Source organism: Candidatus Polarisedimenticolia bacterium (assembly GCA_036001465.1).
In the GTDB taxonomy this organism is placed as follows: Bacteria; Acidobacteriota; Polarisedimenticolia; order Gp22-AA2; family Gp22-AA2; genus Gp22-AA3.
This window is the reverse complement of the sequence record DASYUH010000084.1, coordinates 1-17,553: the sequence shown is the minus strand read 5'-3', so window position 1 is coordinate 17,553 and position 17,553 is coordinate 1. Positions and strand designations below refer to the sequence as shown.

General features: G+C 71.5%; 17 protein-coding genes. 10 read left to right on the top strand and 7 right to left on the bottom strand.

Going from position 1 to position 17,553, the window contains the following annotated elements; all coding sequences use genetic code 11:
* Nucleotides 1-172 precede the first annotated feature (172 nt).
* Nucleotides 173-2,413 carry a methyl-accepting chemotaxis protein gene (locus VGV60_15065; GenBank protein ID HEV8702592.1) on the bottom strand — a complete coding sequence of 747 codons (2,241 nt, stop codon included), beginning with the start codon at nt 2,411-2,413 and terminating at the stop codon, nt 173-175.
* Nucleotides 2,414-2,553: 140 nt separating this feature from the next.
* Nucleotides 2,554-3,309 carry a glutathione S-transferase family protein gene (locus VGV60_15060; protein ID HEV8702591.1) on the bottom strand — a complete coding sequence of 252 codons (756 nt, stop codon included), beginning with the start codon at nt 3,307-3,309 and terminating at the stop codon, nt 2,554-2,556.
* A gap of 137 nt (nt 3,310-3,446) precedes the next feature.
* Between VGV60_15060 and VGV60_15055 the strand changes: the two genes are divergently transcribed.
* From VGV60_15055 to VGV60_15040, 4 genes are all read left to right on the top strand, one after another.
* A complete protein-coding gene (locus VGV60_15055) occupies nt 3,447-3,965 on the top strand; it encodes a hypothetical protein (GenBank protein ID HEV8702590.1) in 519 nt (172 codons plus the stop codon).
* Entirely contained in the window at nt 3,911-5,167 is a 1,257-nt protein-coding gene (locus tag VGV60_15050; protein ID HEV8702589.1) for a thrombospondin type 3 repeat-containing protein, read from the top strand. The genes VGV60_15055 and VGV60_15050 overlap by 55 nt, the downstream gene beginning before the upstream one ends.
* A gap of 196 nt (nt 5,168-5,363) precedes the next feature.
* A complete protein-coding gene (locus VGV60_15045; GenBank protein HEV8702588.1) occupies nt 5,364-6,134 on the top strand; it encodes an SDR family oxidoreductase in 771 nt (256 codons plus the stop codon).
* Nucleotides 6,131-7,543, top strand: a complete 1,413-nt coding sequence (locus VGV60_15040) for an aminotransferase class V-fold PLP-dependent enzyme (protein HEV8702587.1) — start codon at nt 6,131-6,133, stop codon at nt 7,541-7,543. The genes VGV60_15045 and VGV60_15040 overlap by 4 nt, the downstream gene beginning before the upstream one ends.
* On the opposite strand, the gene VGV60_15035 is transcribed toward VGV60_15040, so the two are convergent.
* Genes VGV60_15035 through VGV60_15025 form a run of 3 tightly spaced genes read right to left on the bottom strand, consistent with a single transcriptional unit; the run spans nt 7,540 to nt 9,899 of the window.
* Complete coding sequence (locus tag VGV60_15035) at nt 7,540-8,301, bottom strand: glucose 1-dehydrogenase (protein HEV8702586.1); 762 nt, start codon at nt 8,299-8,301, stop codon at nt 7,540-7,542. The genes VGV60_15040 and VGV60_15035 overlap by 4 nt on opposite strands.
* Before the next feature lie 58 nt (nt 8,302-8,359).
* The gene (locus tag VGV60_15030) at nt 8,360-9,133 is read right to left on the bottom strand and encodes a glucose 1-dehydrogenase (protein HEV8702585.1); all 774 of its coding nucleotides are present in this window, start codon (nt 9,131-9,133) and stop codon (nt 8,360-8,362) included.
* Nucleotides 9,134-9,146: 13 nt separating this feature from the next.
* Nucleotides 9,147-9,899, bottom strand: coding sequence for a glucose 1-dehydrogenase (locus VGV60_15025; GenBank protein ID HEV8702584.1), 753 nt, complete (start codon nt 9,897-9,899; stop codon nt 9,147-9,149).
* A 145-nt stretch (nt 9,900-10,044) separates the two neighbouring features.
* Between VGV60_15025 and VGV60_15020 the strand changes: the two genes are divergently transcribed.
* Genes VGV60_15020 through VGV60_15005 form a run of 4 tightly spaced genes read left to right on the top strand, consistent with a single transcriptional unit; the run spans nt 10,045 to nt 14,301 of the window.
* Nucleotides 10,045-11,415, top strand: coding sequence for an aspartate aminotransferase family protein (locus tag VGV60_15020; protein HEV8702583.1), 1,371 nt, complete (start codon nt 10,045-10,047; stop codon nt 11,413-11,415).
* Complete coding sequence (mch, locus tag VGV60_15015) at nt 11,412-12,389, top strand: methenyltetrahydromethanopterin cyclohydrolase (GenBank protein HEV8702582.1); 978 nt, start codon at nt 11,412-11,414, stop codon at nt 12,387-12,389. Before VGV60_15020 ends, mch begins: the two co-directional genes overlap by 4 nt.
* Nucleotides 12,386-13,336: a RimK family alpha-L-glutamate ligase gene (locus VGV60_15010; GenBank protein HEV8702581.1), complete on the top strand. Its 951-nt coding sequence runs from the start codon at nt 12,386-12,388 to the stop codon at nt 13,334-13,336. The genes mch and VGV60_15010 overlap by 4 nt, the downstream gene beginning before the upstream one ends.
* On the top strand, nt 13,333-14,301 hold the full coding sequence (locus VGV60_15005; protein ID HEV8702580.1) for a triphosphoribosyl-dephospho-CoA synthase: 969 nt from the start codon (nt 13,333-13,335) through the stop codon (nt 14,299-14,301). Before VGV60_15010 ends, VGV60_15005 begins: the two co-directional genes overlap by 4 nt.
* Here the strand turns inward: VGV60_15005 and VGV60_15000 are convergent.
* Both VGV60_15000 and VGV60_14995 read right to left on the bottom strand, forming a co-directional pair.
* Nucleotides 14,255-15,202, bottom strand: coding sequence for a beta-ribofuranosylaminobenzene 5'-phosphate synthase family protein (locus VGV60_15000; protein ID HEV8702579.1), 948 nt, complete (start codon nt 15,200-15,202; stop codon nt 14,255-14,257). The two genes, VGV60_15005 and VGV60_15000, sit on opposite strands and share 47 nt — an antisense overlap.
* Nucleotides 15,192-15,749 carry a DUF447 domain-containing protein gene (locus tag VGV60_14995; protein HEV8702578.1) on the bottom strand — a complete coding sequence of 186 codons (558 nt, stop codon included), beginning with the start codon at nt 15,747-15,749 and terminating at the stop codon, nt 15,192-15,194. The genes VGV60_15000 and VGV60_14995 overlap by 11 nt, the downstream gene beginning before the upstream one ends.
* A gap of 180 nt (nt 15,750-15,929) precedes the next feature.
* Between VGV60_14995 and VGV60_14990 the strand changes: the two genes are divergently transcribed.
* Both VGV60_14990 and VGV60_14985 read left to right on the top strand, forming a co-directional pair.
* A complete protein-coding gene (locus VGV60_14990; GenBank protein HEV8702577.1) occupies nt 15,930-16,541 on the top strand; it encodes a sigma-70 family RNA polymerase sigma factor in 612 nt (203 codons plus the stop codon).
* The coding region (locus VGV60_14985) for a zf-HC2 domain-containing protein (protein HEV8702576.1) at nt 16,538-17,553 on the top strand (1,016 nt) is incomplete at its 3' end. The genes VGV60_14990 and VGV60_14985, both read left to right, overlap by 4 nt.

Genomic DNA, 17,553 nt, shown 5'->3' with positions numbered 1-17,553 from the left:
TGCCGGAATGTCCAGGCAATGAGGCGGGGGCAGGCGCGGCGAGTACGAGCCGAGGCCGCGTGTGAGCCAGAAAACCGCGGGAACGAGCACCCGGGGAGCCGGCTCATCCGCGCGGCCGGAGGCGGTGCCCCGCGGCGAGTGCGGCCGCCGCTCCGTGGGTCCGCAGCGCGGCCTACTGGCGCGTGGTGAAACCGGAGAGCTGTTCTTCGAGGGAGCGGGCGCGGGCGCGGAGGGACTGGAGCGCCTCGCCCAGGTGACGCGCGGCGGCCAGGTTCGAGGCGGCGATGGCCACCAGGCCGGAGAGCCCTTTCAGGACCTGCTCGGAGGCGTCGCTTTGCTCGGACGTGGCGCGGTGCAGGGACGCGACCATCCCGCCGACGTTGCCGATGGCATGCGTGACCGAGCGCGAGCCGCGGGTCTGCTCGGCGGTCGCGCGCTTGACGTGTCCCGACATCTCCCGCATGTTCTCGACCGCCGACATGATCTGCTCCGAACCGAGGGTCTGCTCGTTGGTCGCCTTCTTGATCTGCGCCACCATGTCGTGCACCTTGCCGACCGAGGCGGCCACCGCCTGGCTCCCGCGCGCCTGCTCGCGCGTCGCGCCGGCGATTTCGCGGACCCGGTCGGACGACTGCCGCGCCGACTCCAGGATCTCCCGCAACGCCCGCCCGGCCTCGCGCGACCGTTCGGAACCCTCCTCGACCCGGCGCATCCCCTCCTGCATCGCGTCGACCGCCCGGCCGGTCTCGGTCTGGAACGAGCCGATCAGGTTGCCGATCTCCTTGGCGCTCTGAGCGGTCCGCTCGGCGAGCTGGCGGATCTCCTCGGCGACCACGGCGAAGCCGCGGCCGTGCTCCCCCGCCTGGGCCGCGATGATCGCGGCGTTGAGCGCCAGCAGGTTGGTCTGCTCGGTCACCTCCTGGATGACGTTCAGGATGAGGCCGATCTCCTGGCCCTTGAGCCCGACGGACTCGATCACCTTGCGGGTCTGCGACACGCTGCCGTAGATGCCGTCCATCCCTTCGATGGTGAGCTGCACGGCGCGCATCCCCTTCTCGGCGTTCCCCGCCACGAGCTCGGAGATCGCCTTGCTGTCGGCGGCGCTGCGCTCCACCTGCTCGATGACCCGCCCCATGCGCGCCATCGCCTCGGACGTCTCGGCGACGAAGCGGTTCAGGAGCTCGACGTTGCGGTCGATCTCCTTGATCGAAGCGACCAGCTCCTCGGTCGTCGCGGCCGTGTCCTCCACCGACATGGTCAGGCCGTCGGCGTGCCCCGCCACCTCCTCGATGGTGGCCACCATCGCCAGGATCGACGAGGTCGTCTCCTCGGACGAGGCGGACAGCCCGGTCACGCCTCCTCCGACGCTCTTGATCGACCTCGCCATCGATTCGGCCGCCGCGACGGTGCGCTGCAGAGAATCCTGCTGGCCGGTCGTGCCGGAGCGGACCTCCTCCACCGAGGCCTCGATGGTCTTGAGGGCGTCGTCCATCCTCTGGGCGTCGGACCTCATCCTGGCGAAGAGCCCCTCCAGGCGCTCCGACAGCGCGTCGATCGCCCCTCCGGCCCGGCCGATCTCGTCGCGGGTCTCGAGGCCGGTGCTCTGTCCCAGCTCGCCTGCCGTCAGGACCTCGGCGGCCCGCGCCACCATTCTGGCCGGTTCGGCCACCATGCGGCGCGCCGCCACGTGCGTCAGGAGGGCCCCGGCGCACACGGCGAGGAGCGCCGGCAGGGAGGCCTCCCAGGCGAAGGCCCGGCGGGCGTCGTCGAGCGTCGCCGCCGCGAAGGCGACCCGCACCTCTCCCGTCCGCGCGACTTGCCGCGCCCCGCGCGGTCCGGCGTCATCCCGGCCTGCCGCAATCCCCGGCCCCCGCGACGCCGCCCCGGCCGGCCGCGGGCCGATCCCGGAGCCACCTCGGGCCACGGACGCCGGCTCGGGACCCGGGGCCGCAATCTGCATGGGATAAATGAAGACGTACAGGGGCTCACCCGAAACGCTCTGGATCTGGTCGCCCCGGCCGGCCGGGACCTGGGGCAGGCCGCGTGCCGCGTAGATCGGCCGCCTTTCCGAAGCTCCCGCCTCGGCCAGGAGGCTCCCCTCGCCGTCGACGATTTCGACGTGGACCAGATCGCCTTCCCCGGCCAGCCTCGCGACGAGCCGGGCCAGGCCGGCGGAGCCGGATGTCTCCAGGCTTTCCCCCCCGGACAGGGCAACGAGCCGGGCCAGGAACAGCCCGCGCTGTCGCATCGACTCGAACGCCCGGCGGTCGACGAGGCTCGCCCCGGCCCAGATCAGCGTGGCGCCCAGGGTGGCGAGCAGAATGCTCGCGCCCAGGACCAGCTTGTGGCCCAGGCCGGGGCTCCACCGATCCTCGAGGACCCTGACGACGCGTCCGTTCCTGCGTCCGGCCATGCAGCGGCTCCATCGCCCACCCTGCCGCCCGGCGCCGGCGGCCGGACACACTCCAGGCAGGGCACGACGGGGGCTCAATATAGGGTCCCCAACCTCGGAGGGGCAATGCCGGGCGGACGCCGACGTTCGGGCGACCTGCGTCAGGAGCGCGAGACGTCCGGGAGCGGGTAGCCCGGGGGCGGGCCGTCCGAGAGCCACGGTGTCCTCTGGCGCCGTCCGTGCGCCCGCGCCAGGCCGCGCTTCCATGCGAAGAGCGGGGCGTACGCCCGGTCGCGCACGAACTCCGGGACGATCTCCAGTGGATCGAGGAGGGAGACCGCGGCGATATCGGCCAGGGTCAGGGCGCGCCCCACGAGGTACGGCCCCGCCGCCACGCGGGACTGGAGCTCGGCGAGGACGAGGCGCAGGCGCTGACGGCTCTCGGCGATCTCCATCGGATGGACCTTGAACTTGCGCCTCAACCGCGGCTCGAGAAGCCGCAGCATCGGGCCGTTGAGCCAGCGCCCGGGCGGCCTCGACCAGAGCAGCGTCCCCAGAAACAGCGAGGGGTTCTCGAACGCCACCTGGTAGCCGACCCGCCGCGCATCCGGCCCGAGCACCTCATCGCATTGTCGTTCGAGGGCCAGGACCTCGGACCGCTCCGATGCGTCCCGCGGCAGGAGGGGCGGGTCGGGACGGGCCTCCTCCAGGTAGGCGGCGATGGCGTTCGACCCTTCCACCAGCAGCCCGCCGTCCCGAAGCACCGGCACGTGCCCGCGGCCCCCCGCCCGGATCGCCTGGCGCCTGGTGAAGGGGTTGACCGCCTCGATGCGGTACGGCAGGCGCTTGAAGTCCAGGCAGAAGCGCGCCTTCTCGCAGAAGTGCGACCAGAAGATCTCGTACAGGACGATCGCCATGCCGCCGCACGTTACCACAGCGCGGCAGCATTCCCGGTTGACTGCAGACCGGCCCGAGGTACATTCGGTCATACACGAAGCGGTGCGCCTCTATTGCCGTGCCTGCCGTCCAGGGAGGGCCGCCTGCCATGCGGATGATGCGATCTGCGAGAGACCTTTCGAGCCTGGTCTTCCTGCTGGTCTTTTGCTCGATGGTCCGGCCGACGGGCGCCGAGCCCTGCGGTTCGACGCTGCCAATCCAGCACTTTCTGGATGGAACCTTTCTAGGCCTCCCCGAAAGCGAGCTGGCGGGGCGCGTCACAATCTTTGGGGCCTCTCCGGGGATCGACAGCGGCAGCGCGCTGTTCGTCTGCGGGGCGGCCGGTCAGATCACCGGTGGCGGGACCTGTACCGCAGGCGCGGGGACATCCAACGACGGCGTCGTCACGATTCTGGGCGACTGGAGCGCCGCGGGGGTCAACGGTTGCCCGCGGGCGCTTGCGAACGGCGATTCGCCGAATGTCGCATTCGTCACGTCGATCAAGGACGAAGGGACCCGCTTCTTCAGAGGGGTCTACGTCCTGGCCTCGGTCGGGTACAGCGCCGATGTCTACGGTCGTTCGTGCTGGATTTCGCACACCCGCTGGACGATTCGGGGAACCGCGTCCTGCCGCTGACGGCGAGCACGCTGCCGACTCCGCGCATCATGTCGGTCCTCAATCAGGGGGGCTCGACGGTCGTCCTGTTGGACTGGCCTGTCCCGCAGACGCACGACGACTGCGCGCAGAATCTGGCGGGGACCTGCACCGACTATCCCGCGGGGGTCCGGCCGGTCGTGGACGCCTACGCGATCTACGGACACACGGGACCCTGCAACGAGCCGCCCACCAGCGGGCGGCTGTCCGCCTGGACCGCGCCTCTGGCCTCGCCCGGCGAGATCATCCGGACGACGGGACCCTCGGCGACCGTGACGGTCCCGTTCGATCCCGCGGGACTGCAATGCACCTACCTGGCCATCGGTCTGATCGTCGGCGGATTTCCCGGCGGGGCCGTGTCCGCGCCGGCGATCGTGGGCGGCCCCAATTGCGACACCGATCTGTATCTGGATCCGATCGACAACTGCCCCTGCGTCGACAATCCCGCCCAGGAGGACACGGACGGCGACGGCGTCGGGGACGCCTGCGACAACTGCGTGCTGGTGCCGAACCGCGGCCAGAGCGACGTCGACGCAGACGGCGTGGGGGACGCCTGCGACAACTGTCCTTCCGCGCCCAACCCGAGCCAGGTCGACCGGGATGGAGACGGTCGGGGCGATACCTGCGACAACTGCCCGGACGTCGCGAATGCGAATCAGGAGGACCAGGACGCCGATTTCGCCGGTGATGTGTGCGACAACTGCCTGACCGTCGCGAATACCGCGCAGCAGGATTTCGACCACGATGCGCCCGGCGATGCGTGCGACAACTGCCCGAATGTGCCGAACCCCGACCAGCGTGACAGCGACGGGGACACGCTGGGCGACTACTGCGACCGGTGTCCTTTCGATCCGCATCCGGAGGCCGTCTGTTGCCAGTGCATTCCCAGCGTGTGCATAAGCTTCTCCAGCCCGATCGGCAAGGGCTCAGGGATCGTGAGCTGGCGGACGCTTGCCGAGGTCGACCTCATCGGTTTCCACGTGGTGTCTTACGACAATCAGGGGAACCGGACGCAGCTGAATCCCGTCCTGATCCGCTGCGAGGAATGCTCCACCGGCCTGGGACATTCTTATGCGACCATCATCCCCAAGCACAAGAGCGGGCATGACGTGTTCATCGAGATGCTCCGGGTGCCCGGCCCGGTGCAGGTTCACGGGCCGGCGGTGAAGGACTGCACTCCCTGACAACGCGAACGACCTTTCACGCTGGACTCCCGGTCGCCCGCGTCCGGCACCGTAGCACCGCAAGGGCGCCGAGTCCGGCGGCGAGAATCACGCTGAGCCCGCAGAACTTGAGATCGACGATCGCCGCCGGCAGCACGGCGCTTCGGCGTTGACCGGTCGCGCGCCGCGATGGTACAAGTCGGGCCGGGAGGGACCCATGGATCTCGGACTGAAGGACAAGGCCGCCCTCGTGACGGGCGGATCGCGCGGCATCGGGCGGGCCGCGGCGAAGGCGCTTCTCCGCGAGGGGGCTTCCGTCATGGTGTCGTCCCTGCGCAGGGAGTCCGTCGAGGCGGCCGTGAAGGAGCTGGCGCCCCTGGGACGGGTCGAGGGGACGCCCTGCGACGTCGCCGTGGAGGCGGACGTCGTGCGCCTGGTCGCGGAGACCGTGCGGCGCTTCGGGCGGCTCGACGTCCTGGTCGCGAACGCGGGCATCGCCGATCCGTACAGGAACCTGGCGGAGACGTCGGTCGAGGACTGGGACCGGATGATCGCCGTGCACCTGCGCGGGACGTTTCTCTGCGGGCGGGAGGCGGCGCGCGCCATGCGCGCCGCGAAGATCCCCGGCCGCATCGTGACGATCTCCTCGACCTCGGCGTACGAGTGCGATCCGCTGGGGGGCAGCTACAACGCCGCCAAGGCCGGGATCGTCGGCCTGACCCGCTCGATGGCGATCGACTTCGCCGACTGGGGGATCCGTGTCAACAGCGTCGCGCCCGGGTGGATCCACAGCGACATGACCATCGCCGACCTGCCCCCGCGCGGCACGCCGATCGAGAACCTGGGCGTGCTTCCGCGGGCCGGAGAGCCCGAGGAGGTGGCGGCGGCCATCGTCTTTCTCGCCTCGACCGCCTGCGACTACATGACCGGCACCACGCTGTTCGTCGACGGCGGCCAGACGATCGTGGCCCCGAAGATGCGCTGGTGAACCCGGAAGGCCCTGGAAGCCCCGGCGGCGGAGCGCCGCTGGCGCCGATCCTGCGCGCCTTGCACGGGGAGGTGCGCCGCCAGTTCCCGGGGCGCGAGCGCGACATCGCCGGCGAGAGACGCGTCTATCTGAACAGCGCCGGGGGGACCCTGGTCGCCGAACGAAGCGCGCGCGCCATGGAGGAGGCGGCGCTGCGGGCGAACGCCCAGGACGGCGGCGTCTCGAGCGGCGAGCGGGCGACCGCCGAGATCCATGCCCGGGCGCGCCGCGGCGCCGCCGCGTTTCTCAATGCACCGTCCCCCGACGAGATCTCCTTTCACCAGTCGACCTCCCACGCCCTCTTCAACCTGTCCTTCGCCTTTCGCGATCTGCTCGGCCGGGGCAACAACCTGATCGTCACGCGTCTCGATCACGCCGCCAACGTCACGCCATGGGAGTCGATCTGGGGAGAGGACTGCGGCCTGGACGTGCGCGAGTGCGGCGTGCGCCGGGACGGTACGCTCGACCTCGACGAACTGGAGCGGCTGGTCGACCGCCGGACGCGCCTCATCGCCGTCACCTGCGCCTCGAACGGCCTGGGCACCGTCGTGCCGGTGGAGGACGTGGTGCGCATCGCCCGCCGCCACGGCCGGCCGGAGCCCCCTTCGGGCGCGGCCCGGCAGACCCGGGGGCATTGGAGCGGCGCCCTGGTGGTCGTGGACGCCGTGCATCACGCGGGCCACGGCCCCCTCGACGTCCGGGCCATGGACTGCGACTTCCTCGCCTTCTCGGGCTACAAGGTCTTCGGGCCGATCGTCGGGGTCCTGTGGGGCCGGAAGCGGTGGCTGGACGCCCTGCGTCCGTACCGCGTCGAGGCGAACGAGGACCGCACCCCCGTGAAGTTCGAGCAGGGCACGCCGAACCACGCCGTCCTGGCGGGGCTGTCAGCGGCGTTCGACTACCTCGAAGCGCTCGGGGGACGGGTCGAGTCGTCGGCCGCCGGGAGGCCCGAGCTGCAGGCGACGGCGGCCCGGCTCCTGGGCCTCTACCCGGACCGGGACCGCCGGCGGATCAAGTGGGCGATGTGCGCCGTGCGGGACTTCGAGCAGACCCTGACGAAGGGGCTGCTCCTCGGGTTCTCCGCCCTCGCGAAGCGCGGCGTCCGCCTGCACGGCATCGCCGAGGAGGGGCGCGCCGCCGAGCGGGATCCCACGTTCCTGTTCGAGGTGCGGGGCAGGACCCAGATGGAGATCAAGCGGCGGCTGTGGGAGGAGGGGCGGATCGAGGTGCCGGACGGCCACTACTACTCGCTGGCGGTGTACCGTCACCTCAAGAGTCGACGCACCGTGCGCGCCTCGTTCGCGCATTACGACGACCTCGACACCGTGCGGCACTTCCTGGACGCCCTGGCCCGGATCGTGGAGGACTAATCTGCGCTGCCGCCGCCGTCGACCACCAGGGACGAGCCGGTCATGAACGACGAGTCGTCCGTGGCGAGGAACAGCGCCGCCTTGGCGATCTCCTCCGGCTGTCCGATGCGGCCCAGCGGGCGGTTGGCCGCCCCCTTCAGGTAATCCTCCCAGCTCAGGCCGCGCTGCCGCGCGTCCTCGGGGAGCATCGGCGTGTCGACGTCCCCGGGGCAGATGCAATTGACGCGGATCCCCTGCGGCCCGTGGTCGATCGCCATCGCCTTGGTGAGGAGCACCACGCCCCCCTTGGACGCGCAGTAGGCCGCCGCGGCGTCCCCTCCGACCAGGCCCCATCCCGAGCTGTTGTTGATGATGACGCCGCTCTTCTGCGCGATCATCACGGGCAGCGCGTGCTTCGACATCAGGAAGGTGCCCTTCAGGTTGACGTCCACGGTGAGGTCCCATTCCTCCTCGGGGCAGTCGGGCACCGTGCGCGGAAAGAAGACCCCGGCGTTGTTGAACAGGACGTCGAGACGCTTGAAGGCCTTGAGCGTCTCCTCGACCGACCGGCGGCAGTCGTCGGACGATCGGACGTCGGCGCGGACGAAGATCCCTTCCGATCCCGCCGCCTTGATCTCGTGCAGCACGACGCGGCCGCGGACCTCGTCGCGGCCCGTGATGGCCACGCGCGCCCCTTCCTTCGCGAACAGCGCGGCGGTCGCCCGGCCCATGCCGGACGTCCCGCCCGTGATCAAGGCCACTTTCCCCGCCAGGCGCATTGCTGTCCTCCCCGGTCCGGACGCTCGGGAGTGCGTCCGAGTCATCGCATGGGACAGGCTATCCCGCCACGAACCCCCCGTCCACGATCAAAGGCGCCCCGGTCACGAACGACGACGCGTCCGAGGCGAGGTAGAGCGCCGCCCGGGCGATGTCGTCGGGCTGCGCCACGCGGCCGAGCGGGCAATCGGCCGACTGCGCCAGGAACGTTTCGACCGGCTCGCCGAGCTGCCGCGCCTCGCCGCGCAGCATCGCCGTGTCGGTGTCCCCCGGACAGATGCAGTTGACCCGGATGTTCCGCGGCCCGTGGTCGATGGCCATCGCCTTGGTGAGAAGGACCACCGCCCCTTTCGAGGCGCAGTAGGCGGCCGCCCTCGGGCCGCCGACCAGGCCCCAGTTCGAAGCGGTGTTGATGATCACGCCGCCCCCCGCCTTCTCCATCTCCGGGATGGCGCAACGGGACAGGAGGAAGATCGACTTGACGTTCACCGCCATCGTGCGGTCCCAGTCCTCCTCGCTGGTGCCGGTGATCGCCGCGCGCCGGATGATGCCGGCGTTGTTGAACAGGATGTCCAGCCGGCCGAAGGCGCGGAGCGTCTCGTCGACGGAGCGCCGGCAGTCGGCGTCCCGCGTGACGTCCCCCGCGACCAGGTGGGCCCGGCCCCCGCTCTGCGTGACGGCCCGGACGACGTCCCGGCCCGCTGCCTCGTCGCGGTCGAAGACGGCCACCGCCGCCCCTTCGGCCGCGAACAGAGTGGCCGTCGCCCGGCCGATCCCCGAGGCCCCGCCGGTGACCAGGGCGGCCTTGCCGCGCAGGATTCCACCGGTCCCCATCGCCGCCGGGCCCCTACCGGCTCGCCAGGCCGCCGGCGGTCTCGCCGCCGTCGATGATGTAGACCTGGCCGGTCAGGTACGCCCCGTCGTCGGAGGCGAGGTAGGCGAAGAGCCCCGCGATCTCCTCGGGCGTGGCGTGGCGCCCCAGGGGAATCTTTCGGTTGACCTCCTGGAGCATGGCGTCGGTGTACTCGGCGCGCTGCATCGGCGTCAGGACGTAGCCGGGGGCCACGGCGTTCACGCGCACGGCGGGGGCCAGCTCCAGGGCCATCGAGCGGGTCAGCTCGATCACGCCGGCCTTGGCGGCGTTGTAGTCGGCGTACAGTCGGTGCCCGATGAGGCCGTTGGTCGAGGCGGTCTGCAGGATCACTCCGCTCCCCTTCTCGACCATGTGGCGCGCGGCCGTCTGGGCCACGTAGAACACGCCGGTCAGGTCGACCGCCAGGACCCGGTCCCACTCCTCGGGCGTGATGTCCAGGAAGGCGTGCCTGATGCTGATGCCGGCGTTGTTGACCAGGATGTCCACGCGTCCCATGAGACGCACCGCCTCGGCGAACGCCTTGTGCACCTGGTCGAGCTTCGTGACGTCAGCCTGGAGGGTTCCCGACAGGGCCGGCAGGGTCTTCTTGATCGCCCCGCAGGCCCGCGAGTCCAGGTCGAGGACCGTGACCTGCGCCGCCTCGTCGAGAAAGCGGGCGGCCGTGGCGGCGCCGATGCCGCTTGCGCCGCCGGTGACGAGTACCCCCTTCCCCTTCAGTCCGCGCATTCCACCGCTCCGCCGTCGTCGCCTTCGGCCGTATGATAGCGCGGAGACGGCTTCCGCCCTCTCTTCAAGTGTGGCAGCATGGCGGCCCCGGCCGCTCCGGGGCGCGTTTCACCGGGCGCATCTCAGGCCGGACAGGAGCCGCTTCATGGTCACCGTTTCCGCCACACGCCTCGCCGACCTGATGGACCGCGAGCGCCGGCGCTTCGCCGCCGAGCGCCCGAAGTCGAAGGCCCTCTTCGAGCGCGCCCGATCGTCCCTGCTCGAAGGCGTGCCGATGAACTGGATGGTCAAGTGGGCCGGCCCCTTTCCGATCTTCGTCGAGGAGGCCCAGGGGGCGCATTTCGTCGACGTGGACGGCCACCGCTACGTCGACTTCTGCCTGGGGGACACCGGCTCGATGCTCGGGCATTCCCCCGCCCCCGTGGCGGACGCCATCGCCCGCCAGGTGCGCCGCGGCATCACCTTCATGCTGCCGACCGAGGACTCGATCGGCGTCGGCGAGGAGCTGGCCCGCCGCTTCGGCCTCCCCTTCTGGCAGTTCGCCATGACCGCGACCGACGCCAACCGGTTCGCCATCCGCCTGTGCCGCGCCGTCACCGGCCGTCCGCTCATCCTGGCGTTCAACGGCTGCTACCACGGCAGCGTCGACGAGACGATGGTCACGCTCGTGGACGGCCGGACCCAGGCCAAGCGCAGCAGCCTCGGGCCGCCGGTCGATCCGGCCTTGACGACGCGCCTCGTCGAGTTCAACGACCTCGCGGCGCTCGAGGCGGCGCTCGCGCCCCGGGATGTCGCCTGCGTCCTGGCCGAGCCGGCTCTGACCAACGTCGGAATCATCCTGCCCGATCCCGGCTACCACGAGGCCCTGCGCGCCCTCACACGGCGCACCGGCACCCTGCTAGTCATCGACGAGACGCACACCATCTGCACCGGCCCCCGAGGGTACACGGGCGCCTTCGGGCTCGAGCCGGACATGCTCACGATCGGGAAGCCGATCGCCAGCGGCCTGCCGGCGGCGGCCTACGGCATCAGCCAGGGGGTCGCGGACTTGATCCACGCCAAGACCAACGTGCAGGACTCGGACGTCAGCGGCATCGGCGGCACCCTCTCGGGGAACGCCCTGGCCATGGCGGCCATGCGGGCGACGCTCAGGAGCGTCATGACCCCCGAGGCGTACGCGCGGATGATCCCTCTGGCCACGCGGTTCGCCGAGGGGGCCCGGGGCGTCATCGGAAAGACCGGCCTGCCGTGGCACGTCGTGCAGCTGGGGAACCGGGTCGAGTACCAGTTTCGCGCCACGCCGCCCCGAAACGGCGCCGAGGCGGAGGCGGCCATGAACTACGATCTCGACGCCTTCCTGCACCTGCACGCCATGAACCGCGGCATCCTGATGACTCCGTTCCACAACATGGCGCTCGTCGCCCCCGACACCACGACCGAGGACATCGACCTGCACACGCGCGTGTTCGAGGAGAGCATCGCCGACCTGCTGGGACGGGAGGACGCGGTCCGATGAGCCCCCCGCCCGGCTCCGCCGTGGGGGACGGGATGCACGCCGCCGCCCTGCGCCTCGCCGACGAGATGGCGCGGCGCGCCGGGGAGATTGGCGTCGCGATCCAGGCGCTCCCGAACGGCACGCGGCTCATCGACGCAGGGGTCGCCGCGGCCGGGTCGCACGAGGCCGGTCGGCTCTATGCCGAGGCGTGCCTGGGAGGGCTCGGGCAGGTCGCCGTCGGTGTGCGGCGCCTCGGGGCCGCGACTCTGTCCGAGGCGCGGGTCACCGTCGACGCGCCGCTCGATGCCTGCATGGGATCGCAGTACGCCGGCTGGAAGATCCAGGTCGGAAAGTTCTTCGCCATGGGGTCGGGGCCGGCGCGGAGCCTCGCGGCGGTCGAGCCGCTCTTTCAGAGTCATCCGCTTCGATCGCGATCGGACCGCACGGTGCTGCTCCTCGAGACCTCGGTCCTGCCGGGCGCCGAGGTCGCCGACCACGTCGCGAGCCGTTGCGGGATCGAGCCCGCCCGCCTGACACTGGTCGCCGCCTCCACCGGAAGCCTCGCCGGCTGCACGCAGATCGCGGCGCGCAGCGTCGAGACCGCCCTGCACAAGCTGATGGAGCTCGGCTTCGACCTCGGCACCATCGTCGCGGGGGCCGGCACCTGCCCGATCGCCCCGGGCATCCCCGATCCGCTCCGCGCCATCGGCCGGACCAACGACGCCGTCCTGTACGGCGCCGCCGTCTCTCTCTGGGTGCGCGCCGACGACCGCGCCATCGAGGCGGTCATCGGAAGGCTCCCCTCGTCGGCCTCGAAGGAGCACGGGCGACTGTTCTACGACCTCTTCAAGGAGCACGGCGACTTCTACGCGATCGATCCGATGCTGTTCAGCCCGGCCCAGGTCACGCTGGTGAACGCGGCGACCGGCCGGGTGTGGAGCGCCGGCGCGACCGACGAGGGGCTGCTCAGGAAGTCGTTCGGTATCGACGGATGAGGGAGCGAATCGGTATCCTGGCCCAGGGGGACACCTGGCACGTGCAGAGTCTCGGGGCGGCGCTGGAGCGGCTCGGCTGCGAGGCGGTCCCGCTTCCGGCCACGCGCCTGTCCGGCCTGATCGGCGCGGGAACGGGCGGCCTCGGCGCTGGAGCAGCCGGGCGCGGGGCGACCTCCGGTTCGTCGATCCGCGCCGGCGCGTGCGCGCTCGAATCGCTCGACGCGCTGCTCGTCCGATACATACCGCCCGGATCGCTCGATCAGATCATCTTCCGGATGGATCTTCTGCACGTCCTGCACGATTCCGGCCTCCCGGTGATGAATCCCCCCCGGGCGATCGAGCGGACCGTCGACAAGCACTGGACCTCGCGGCTGCTCCAGGATGCCGGCATCCCGACGCCGCGCACGGTCGCCTCCGAGTCGTTCGGGGACGCCATGGCGGCGTTCGAGGAGCTGGGGGACGTCCTCGTGAAGCCCCTGTTCGGCTCGGGGGGCCGCGGGATCGTGCGCCTCAGCGATCCCGACCTGGCGTACAGGACCTTCCGGGCCCTCGAAATGCAGCGCGCCGTCTTCTATATCCAGGAGTTCGTGCCGCACGGGCGCTCCGACCTGCGCTTCTTCGTCGCCGGCGGCCGCGTGGTGGCCGCCGCGCGTCGGACCGGGAACGGCTGGAAGACGAACGTGGCGGCGGGGGCGGGGATGGAGCCGCACCGGCCCGATCCGCTGCAGGAGGACCTGGCGCTGCGATCGGCCCGCGCGGTTGGCGCCGACTACGCCGGGGTCGACCTGATCGAAGCCGAGGACGGGAGGCTCCTGGTCCTCGAGGTGAACGGCATCCCCGGCTGGAGCGCCCTGCAGCGCACGACCTCGATCGACCTGGCGCAGGAGGTGGCGGCCCTGGCGAGGTCGCGCCTCGCCGCCCGGCGTGCGGCCGCCTCCATGGCGTGACGACCCGGCGCCGCGTCACCGACGCGAAGCGCGATGCGGTCCGCGGGGCCTCCGGGCGGGCAGGCCTCATCGCCGCGGCCGCCCAGGCCGCCTGCCTTCTCGAGGTGATGGCACCGAAGCCGGGAAACGTCGGACGCGGGCGCGACCTGCCGGGGCTGACCTATCGCGATTTCGTCATCAGCGCCTACGCCATCGGACCGGCCTTCCGCGAGCACCTGGGGGGGCGGGTCGGCCGGCTGATCCTGGAGGCGGTGCGAAGGACGCGCCGCCAGGTGCGCACCAACACCAACCTCGGAATCATCCTGCTGCTGGCTCCGCTCGCCCGCGCCTCCCTGGAATCGCGCGGGGCGTTCCGGGACCGCCTGCGGCGCGTCCTGCTCTCGCTCGACCTTCGGGACGCGCGCGACGCCTACCGCGCCATCCGGCTGGCGGAGGCCGGCGGCCTCGGCAGGGTCGAGGAGCAGGACATCGGGGCGGCGCCGACCCGTTCCCTTCTCGAATGCATGCGCCTCGCGGCCGGACGGGACGCCGTGGCGCGCGAGTACGCGACCGGCTTCCAAACGTCCCTCACGGTCGGATTGCCGATGCTCAGGCGGCTCGGCGATCGCCACGTCCCCTTGCCGGTCGCCATCGCCCAGACCTACCTCGTCCTGCTGGCGGCGGCCCCCGACACGCTCGTCGTCCGGCGCCACGGGGTCGAGAAGGCCCGCGCCTTGCGGCAGGGGGCGCGCCGCGTCGTCGAGGCGGGGGGGGTCCGGACGGAGCGCGGCGGGGCCCTGGCGGCCAGGCTCGATCGCGACCTGCGCGCCGCCCGGCCGCCCCGAAACCCCGGGGCGACCGCCGATCTGACAGTCGCCTCCCTGTTCCTGTGGCTGCTCGATGACCAGGGGCTTCTGGGGCGGATGGGGACAGCGATGTCTACAGCGCCTCGACGACGGCGCCGCGGTTCCAGCCACGTGCGGTGAAGACCGATCCGCCGGGGCAGGCCCGCCGCGCCACGTCCTGGAGGCGGCGTTCCTCCCCCTCGTCGCCTGCGAAGGCGTACACCGCCGGCCCCCAGGAGGACTGGCCGACTCCGCGCGCGCCGGCCTCCTTGAGCCGGGCGATGAGGGCCGCCGCGTCGGCGTGGAACAGCCCGTTCTGCACGGCCGCGAAGCAGGAGCCGACCAGCTCCTGCGCCTCGGTGAGGGCCGCGCCGAAGGTGTCGAGGTTCCGCTTGACGAGCGCGGGCACGAGGCGCATGAGAACGATGCGCGCGATCTGATCGACCATCTGGTCGGAGGCCGGACCGAGCCGCGCGAACGCCGCCTCCTCCGTCTCGCCGCTGATCGTCTCGGAGGGGACGGGGACCGCCACCACGATCCGCCAGGCCTCCGGGAACTCGTGCCGCATCAGGAGGGGCGGCGCCTCCCCCAGCTTCTGCCCCTCGACCGTGTGTCCCCCCTCCACCACGAAGCCGCCGGCCTGGAACAGGTGGTAGCCGACGCCCGACCGGCGCGCGCGGTTCATCAGGGCGCACTGCTCCTCAGGGCCGAGGTCGAGGTTCTTGAGGCGCGTGAGCCCCGCCGCGACGGCCAGCGCCAGCTGCGTCCCCGATCCCAGGCCGACGTGCTCGGGGATTGTCTCCACGAGCCGGATACGCGCCTCGGGCCGGATCTCGACGGCGTCGCAGAAGCGGGTCACGAGAATCTCCACCCGCTCCGCCTGCTCCCCTTCCACCAGGAGCTTTTTCGCCGGCTCCATCCGCAGCAGGAGACGCGGCGTGTCGACCGACACCCCCATGCCGCCGAAGCGGCGCCCCTGCTCCCCGGACAGATCGAGAAAGCCGAAGTGGAGCCTGGCCTGGGCCCTGATCTCAATGCGCATCGTGCCACCCCCGCGCGTAGTCCACGAGAAGCTCGAACGCCTCGCGCTCCTCGGGGCCGGCCGTCTTGTCGACCAGCGGCCGCAGCCTCGAGATCTCTTCCAGGACCCGGTCGCGCCCGAGGAGGTGCAGGCGGGTCGCCAGGATCGTCCCCTCGATCACCGCATGCTTCGCCCGGTTGAGACCGGCAAAATCGCGCGCGCGTCCCTCCGCGATCACCCGGCCCCTGAATCGGCCGCGGTCCTCGCTCAGGTCCTGCGACTCGACGACGAACTCCTTCCAGTGACAGGTGTCCTCGAGCACCTTCGCGCGCACGCGGCCGGAGTCCCGGTGCGGCGGCAGGTGCGCCGAGACGACGCAGCGCGCGAACAGCAGGACGTTGTCGGTGAAGTGGACCACGCCCTCCGGCACCTCCTGGAGGTTCTTCCAGGTGATCGCCGTCTTGAAGGGCCGCAGGAGGATGCCCGGACCTTCGAGCTCGATCCCCATCGGGGCGAAGTTCGGCCGCCCCTCCGAGTCGACCGTCGAGACGATCGTCTCCAGGATCACAGGACGGGCTCGCGCGCGAGCGCCACGGCCATGGTCGCCTCCGGTTTATGGGGGGATTCTAGCACCCTCCTGGGCGGCGCGGCGGCGTGCGGCGGCCGGTCGGGAACTTTCCCCCGCCGCTCCTGTCCAATCAGGTGTGCCGATGAGACTTTCGCCGCCCGGCGTGGCATGCTGTCACGCATGAGGCGCAACGACGCCGCGACTTCGGCAGGCGAGGAGACCGTCCCCGAGGCGGCCGAGGCCAATCTTCTCGCGCGGGCGCGCCGGGGGGATCGCGACGCGTTCGACGGGCTGGTGCGGCTCCACCTTCCCCGCGTCTGGGGGGTCGTCTGGCGGATGCTGCGGCAGCGTGAGGACACGGAAGACGTCGTCCAGGAGGTGTTCCTTACGGCCTACCGGGGGCTGTCGGGTTTCCGGGGGGAGGCGCGCCTGTCGACCTGGCTGCACCGCATCGCGGTCAGCCGGGCGCTCAATCATCTGCAGCGTGCCGAAGAGCGGGCCAGTCGGGCGCGGGTCGAGCTGGACGATGTCCTCGACACGCTGCCGGCGGCGGCCGAGTCCCGTGACTCGCCGCTTCAGGCGCTGCAGGCCGGCGAGCTGCAGCGCCGCCTGGCCGACTGCCTGGGCCGGATGCCGTCGGCCTTCCGGACGATCCTGGCGCTGCGCGACGTCGACGACGCGCCGTACGAGGGGATCGCCGCCACGCTCGGAATCGCCCTAGGCACGGTGCGCTCGCGCCTGGCCCGCGCGCGACTGGCGCTGCGCCAGTGCCTGAATGGAGGGACCGCATGAGCCCGAACCGACCGGCAGCCGTGGAGCACCCACTCGAGTTGATCTCGGCCTACATGGACGGCAGGCTGGAGGCCGCGGATCGGGCGACCGTCCACGAGCACCTGAGCGGCTGCGCCGCCTGCCAGGCGATCCTGGCGGACTTCCGGGCCCTCGCGGTCGCCGCGCGGCGCGAGGCGGCGCCCCCGATTCCGACCTACCTCCTGGAGAAGATCGGCCGGAGGATCGACACGGAGTCGGAGGCCCCTCGTCCGGCCACTCGGTTGCGCTTCTTCCCCCGCGCCCGACTGCCGCTCGCCACCGCCGCCGCGGTCCTGGTCGTGGCGTCCCTCTGGGTCGTCTTGCGCGGCCGCATTCCCGGGGAACGCCTGGCCGAATCGCGATCCGACACGACACCGCAGGCCTCGGGACCCTCGACAGAGCAGCCTCCGTCGTCTCAGCCGGAGTCCGCCTCAGCGCCTCCAGCCAGCCCCAAAGAGACCGCGCCCCGGCCTGTCCAGCCCGGCATCGCGGGGCGTCCCGACGCCTCCGGCCTTTTCGGTCAGACGACCGCCTTCGCTCCCTCTCCGCCGCCACCTAAACCCGCCGACTCGGGCAGGCCCCAGATCAAGAAGGACGGATCGGCCCTGGGCGGAGCGATTGCGGAACGACAGGAGCAGGAGAATGACAACAAGATGAGCGCGGCGCGCTCCCGCGAGGCGGTTCCGGCCCCGGAGGAGAATCTCGATCGGCTCAACGCAGCGACGGAAGGATTGCTGGGGGCGACAGGCGCCGAGGGCCCGGCCCCAGCGGCGATGGCGGCCGGCACGGCGAAGCCGTCGGACCTCACGGGCACGACCCTGGTTTTCATCCTGCCCGAGGCACGCGTGTCGGTCCTCGCCGATCTCGGGGTCGTCCTGACCTCGGGGGACTACATCTGCCCGCTGGCCCCCGGCGGGCAGGAAGAGGTCCGGGCGCTCGCGGAGCTTCGCGCCTATGCCGCTGCGCAGAGACGTCGCACCGGCGCCGGCGCGGA

Excerpts from the sequence above, each read along its gene's own strand:
- VGV60_15045 (HEV8702588.1), top strand. The coding sequence starts at position 5,364 with ATGGATCTCGGACTGAAGGACAAGGCCGCCCTCGTGACGGGCGGATCG.
- VGV60_15000 (HEV8702579.1), bottom strand. The coding sequence starts at position 15,202 with ATGCGCATTGAGATCAGGGCCCAGGCCAGGCTCCACTTCGGCTTTCTC.
- VGV60_15035 (HEV8702586.1), bottom strand. The coding sequence starts at position 8,301 with ATGCGCCTGGCGGGGAAAGTGGCCTTGATCACGGGCGGGACGTCCGGC.
- VGV60_15020 (HEV8702583.1), top strand. The coding sequence starts at position 10,045 with ATGGTCACCGTTTCCGCCACACGCCTCGCCGACCTGATGGACCGCGAG.
- VGV60_15065 (HEV8702592.1), bottom strand. The coding sequence starts at position 2,413 with ATGGCCGGACGCAGGAACGGACGCGTCGTCAGGGTCCTCGAGGATCGG.
- mch (HEV8702582.1), top strand. The coding sequence starts at position 11,412 with ATGAGCCCCCCGCCCGGCTCCGCCGTGGGGGACGGGATGCACGCCGCC.
- VGV60_15060 (HEV8702591.1), bottom strand. The coding sequence starts at position 3,309 with ATGGCGATCGTCCTGTACGAGATCTTCTGGTCGCACTTCTGCGAGAAG.
- VGV60_14990 (HEV8702577.1), top strand. The coding sequence starts at position 15,930 with ATGAGGCGCAACGACGCCGCGACTTCGGCAGGCGAGGAGACCGTCCCC.
- VGV60_15025 (HEV8702584.1), bottom strand. The coding sequence starts at position 9,899 with ATGCGCGGACTGAAGGGGAAGGGGGTACTCGTCACCGGCGGCGCAAGC.
- VGV60_15010 (HEV8702581.1), top strand. The coding sequence starts at position 12,386 with ATGAGGGAGCGAATCGGTATCCTGGCCCAGGGGGACACCTGGCACGTG.
- VGV60_15030 (HEV8702585.1), bottom strand. The coding sequence starts at position 9,133 with ATGGGGACCGGTGGAATCCTGCGCGGCAAGGCCGCCCTGGTCACCGGC.
- VGV60_15055 (HEV8702590.1), top strand. The coding sequence starts at position 3,447 with ATGCGATCTGCGAGAGACCTTTCGAGCCTGGTCTTCCTGCTGGTCTTT.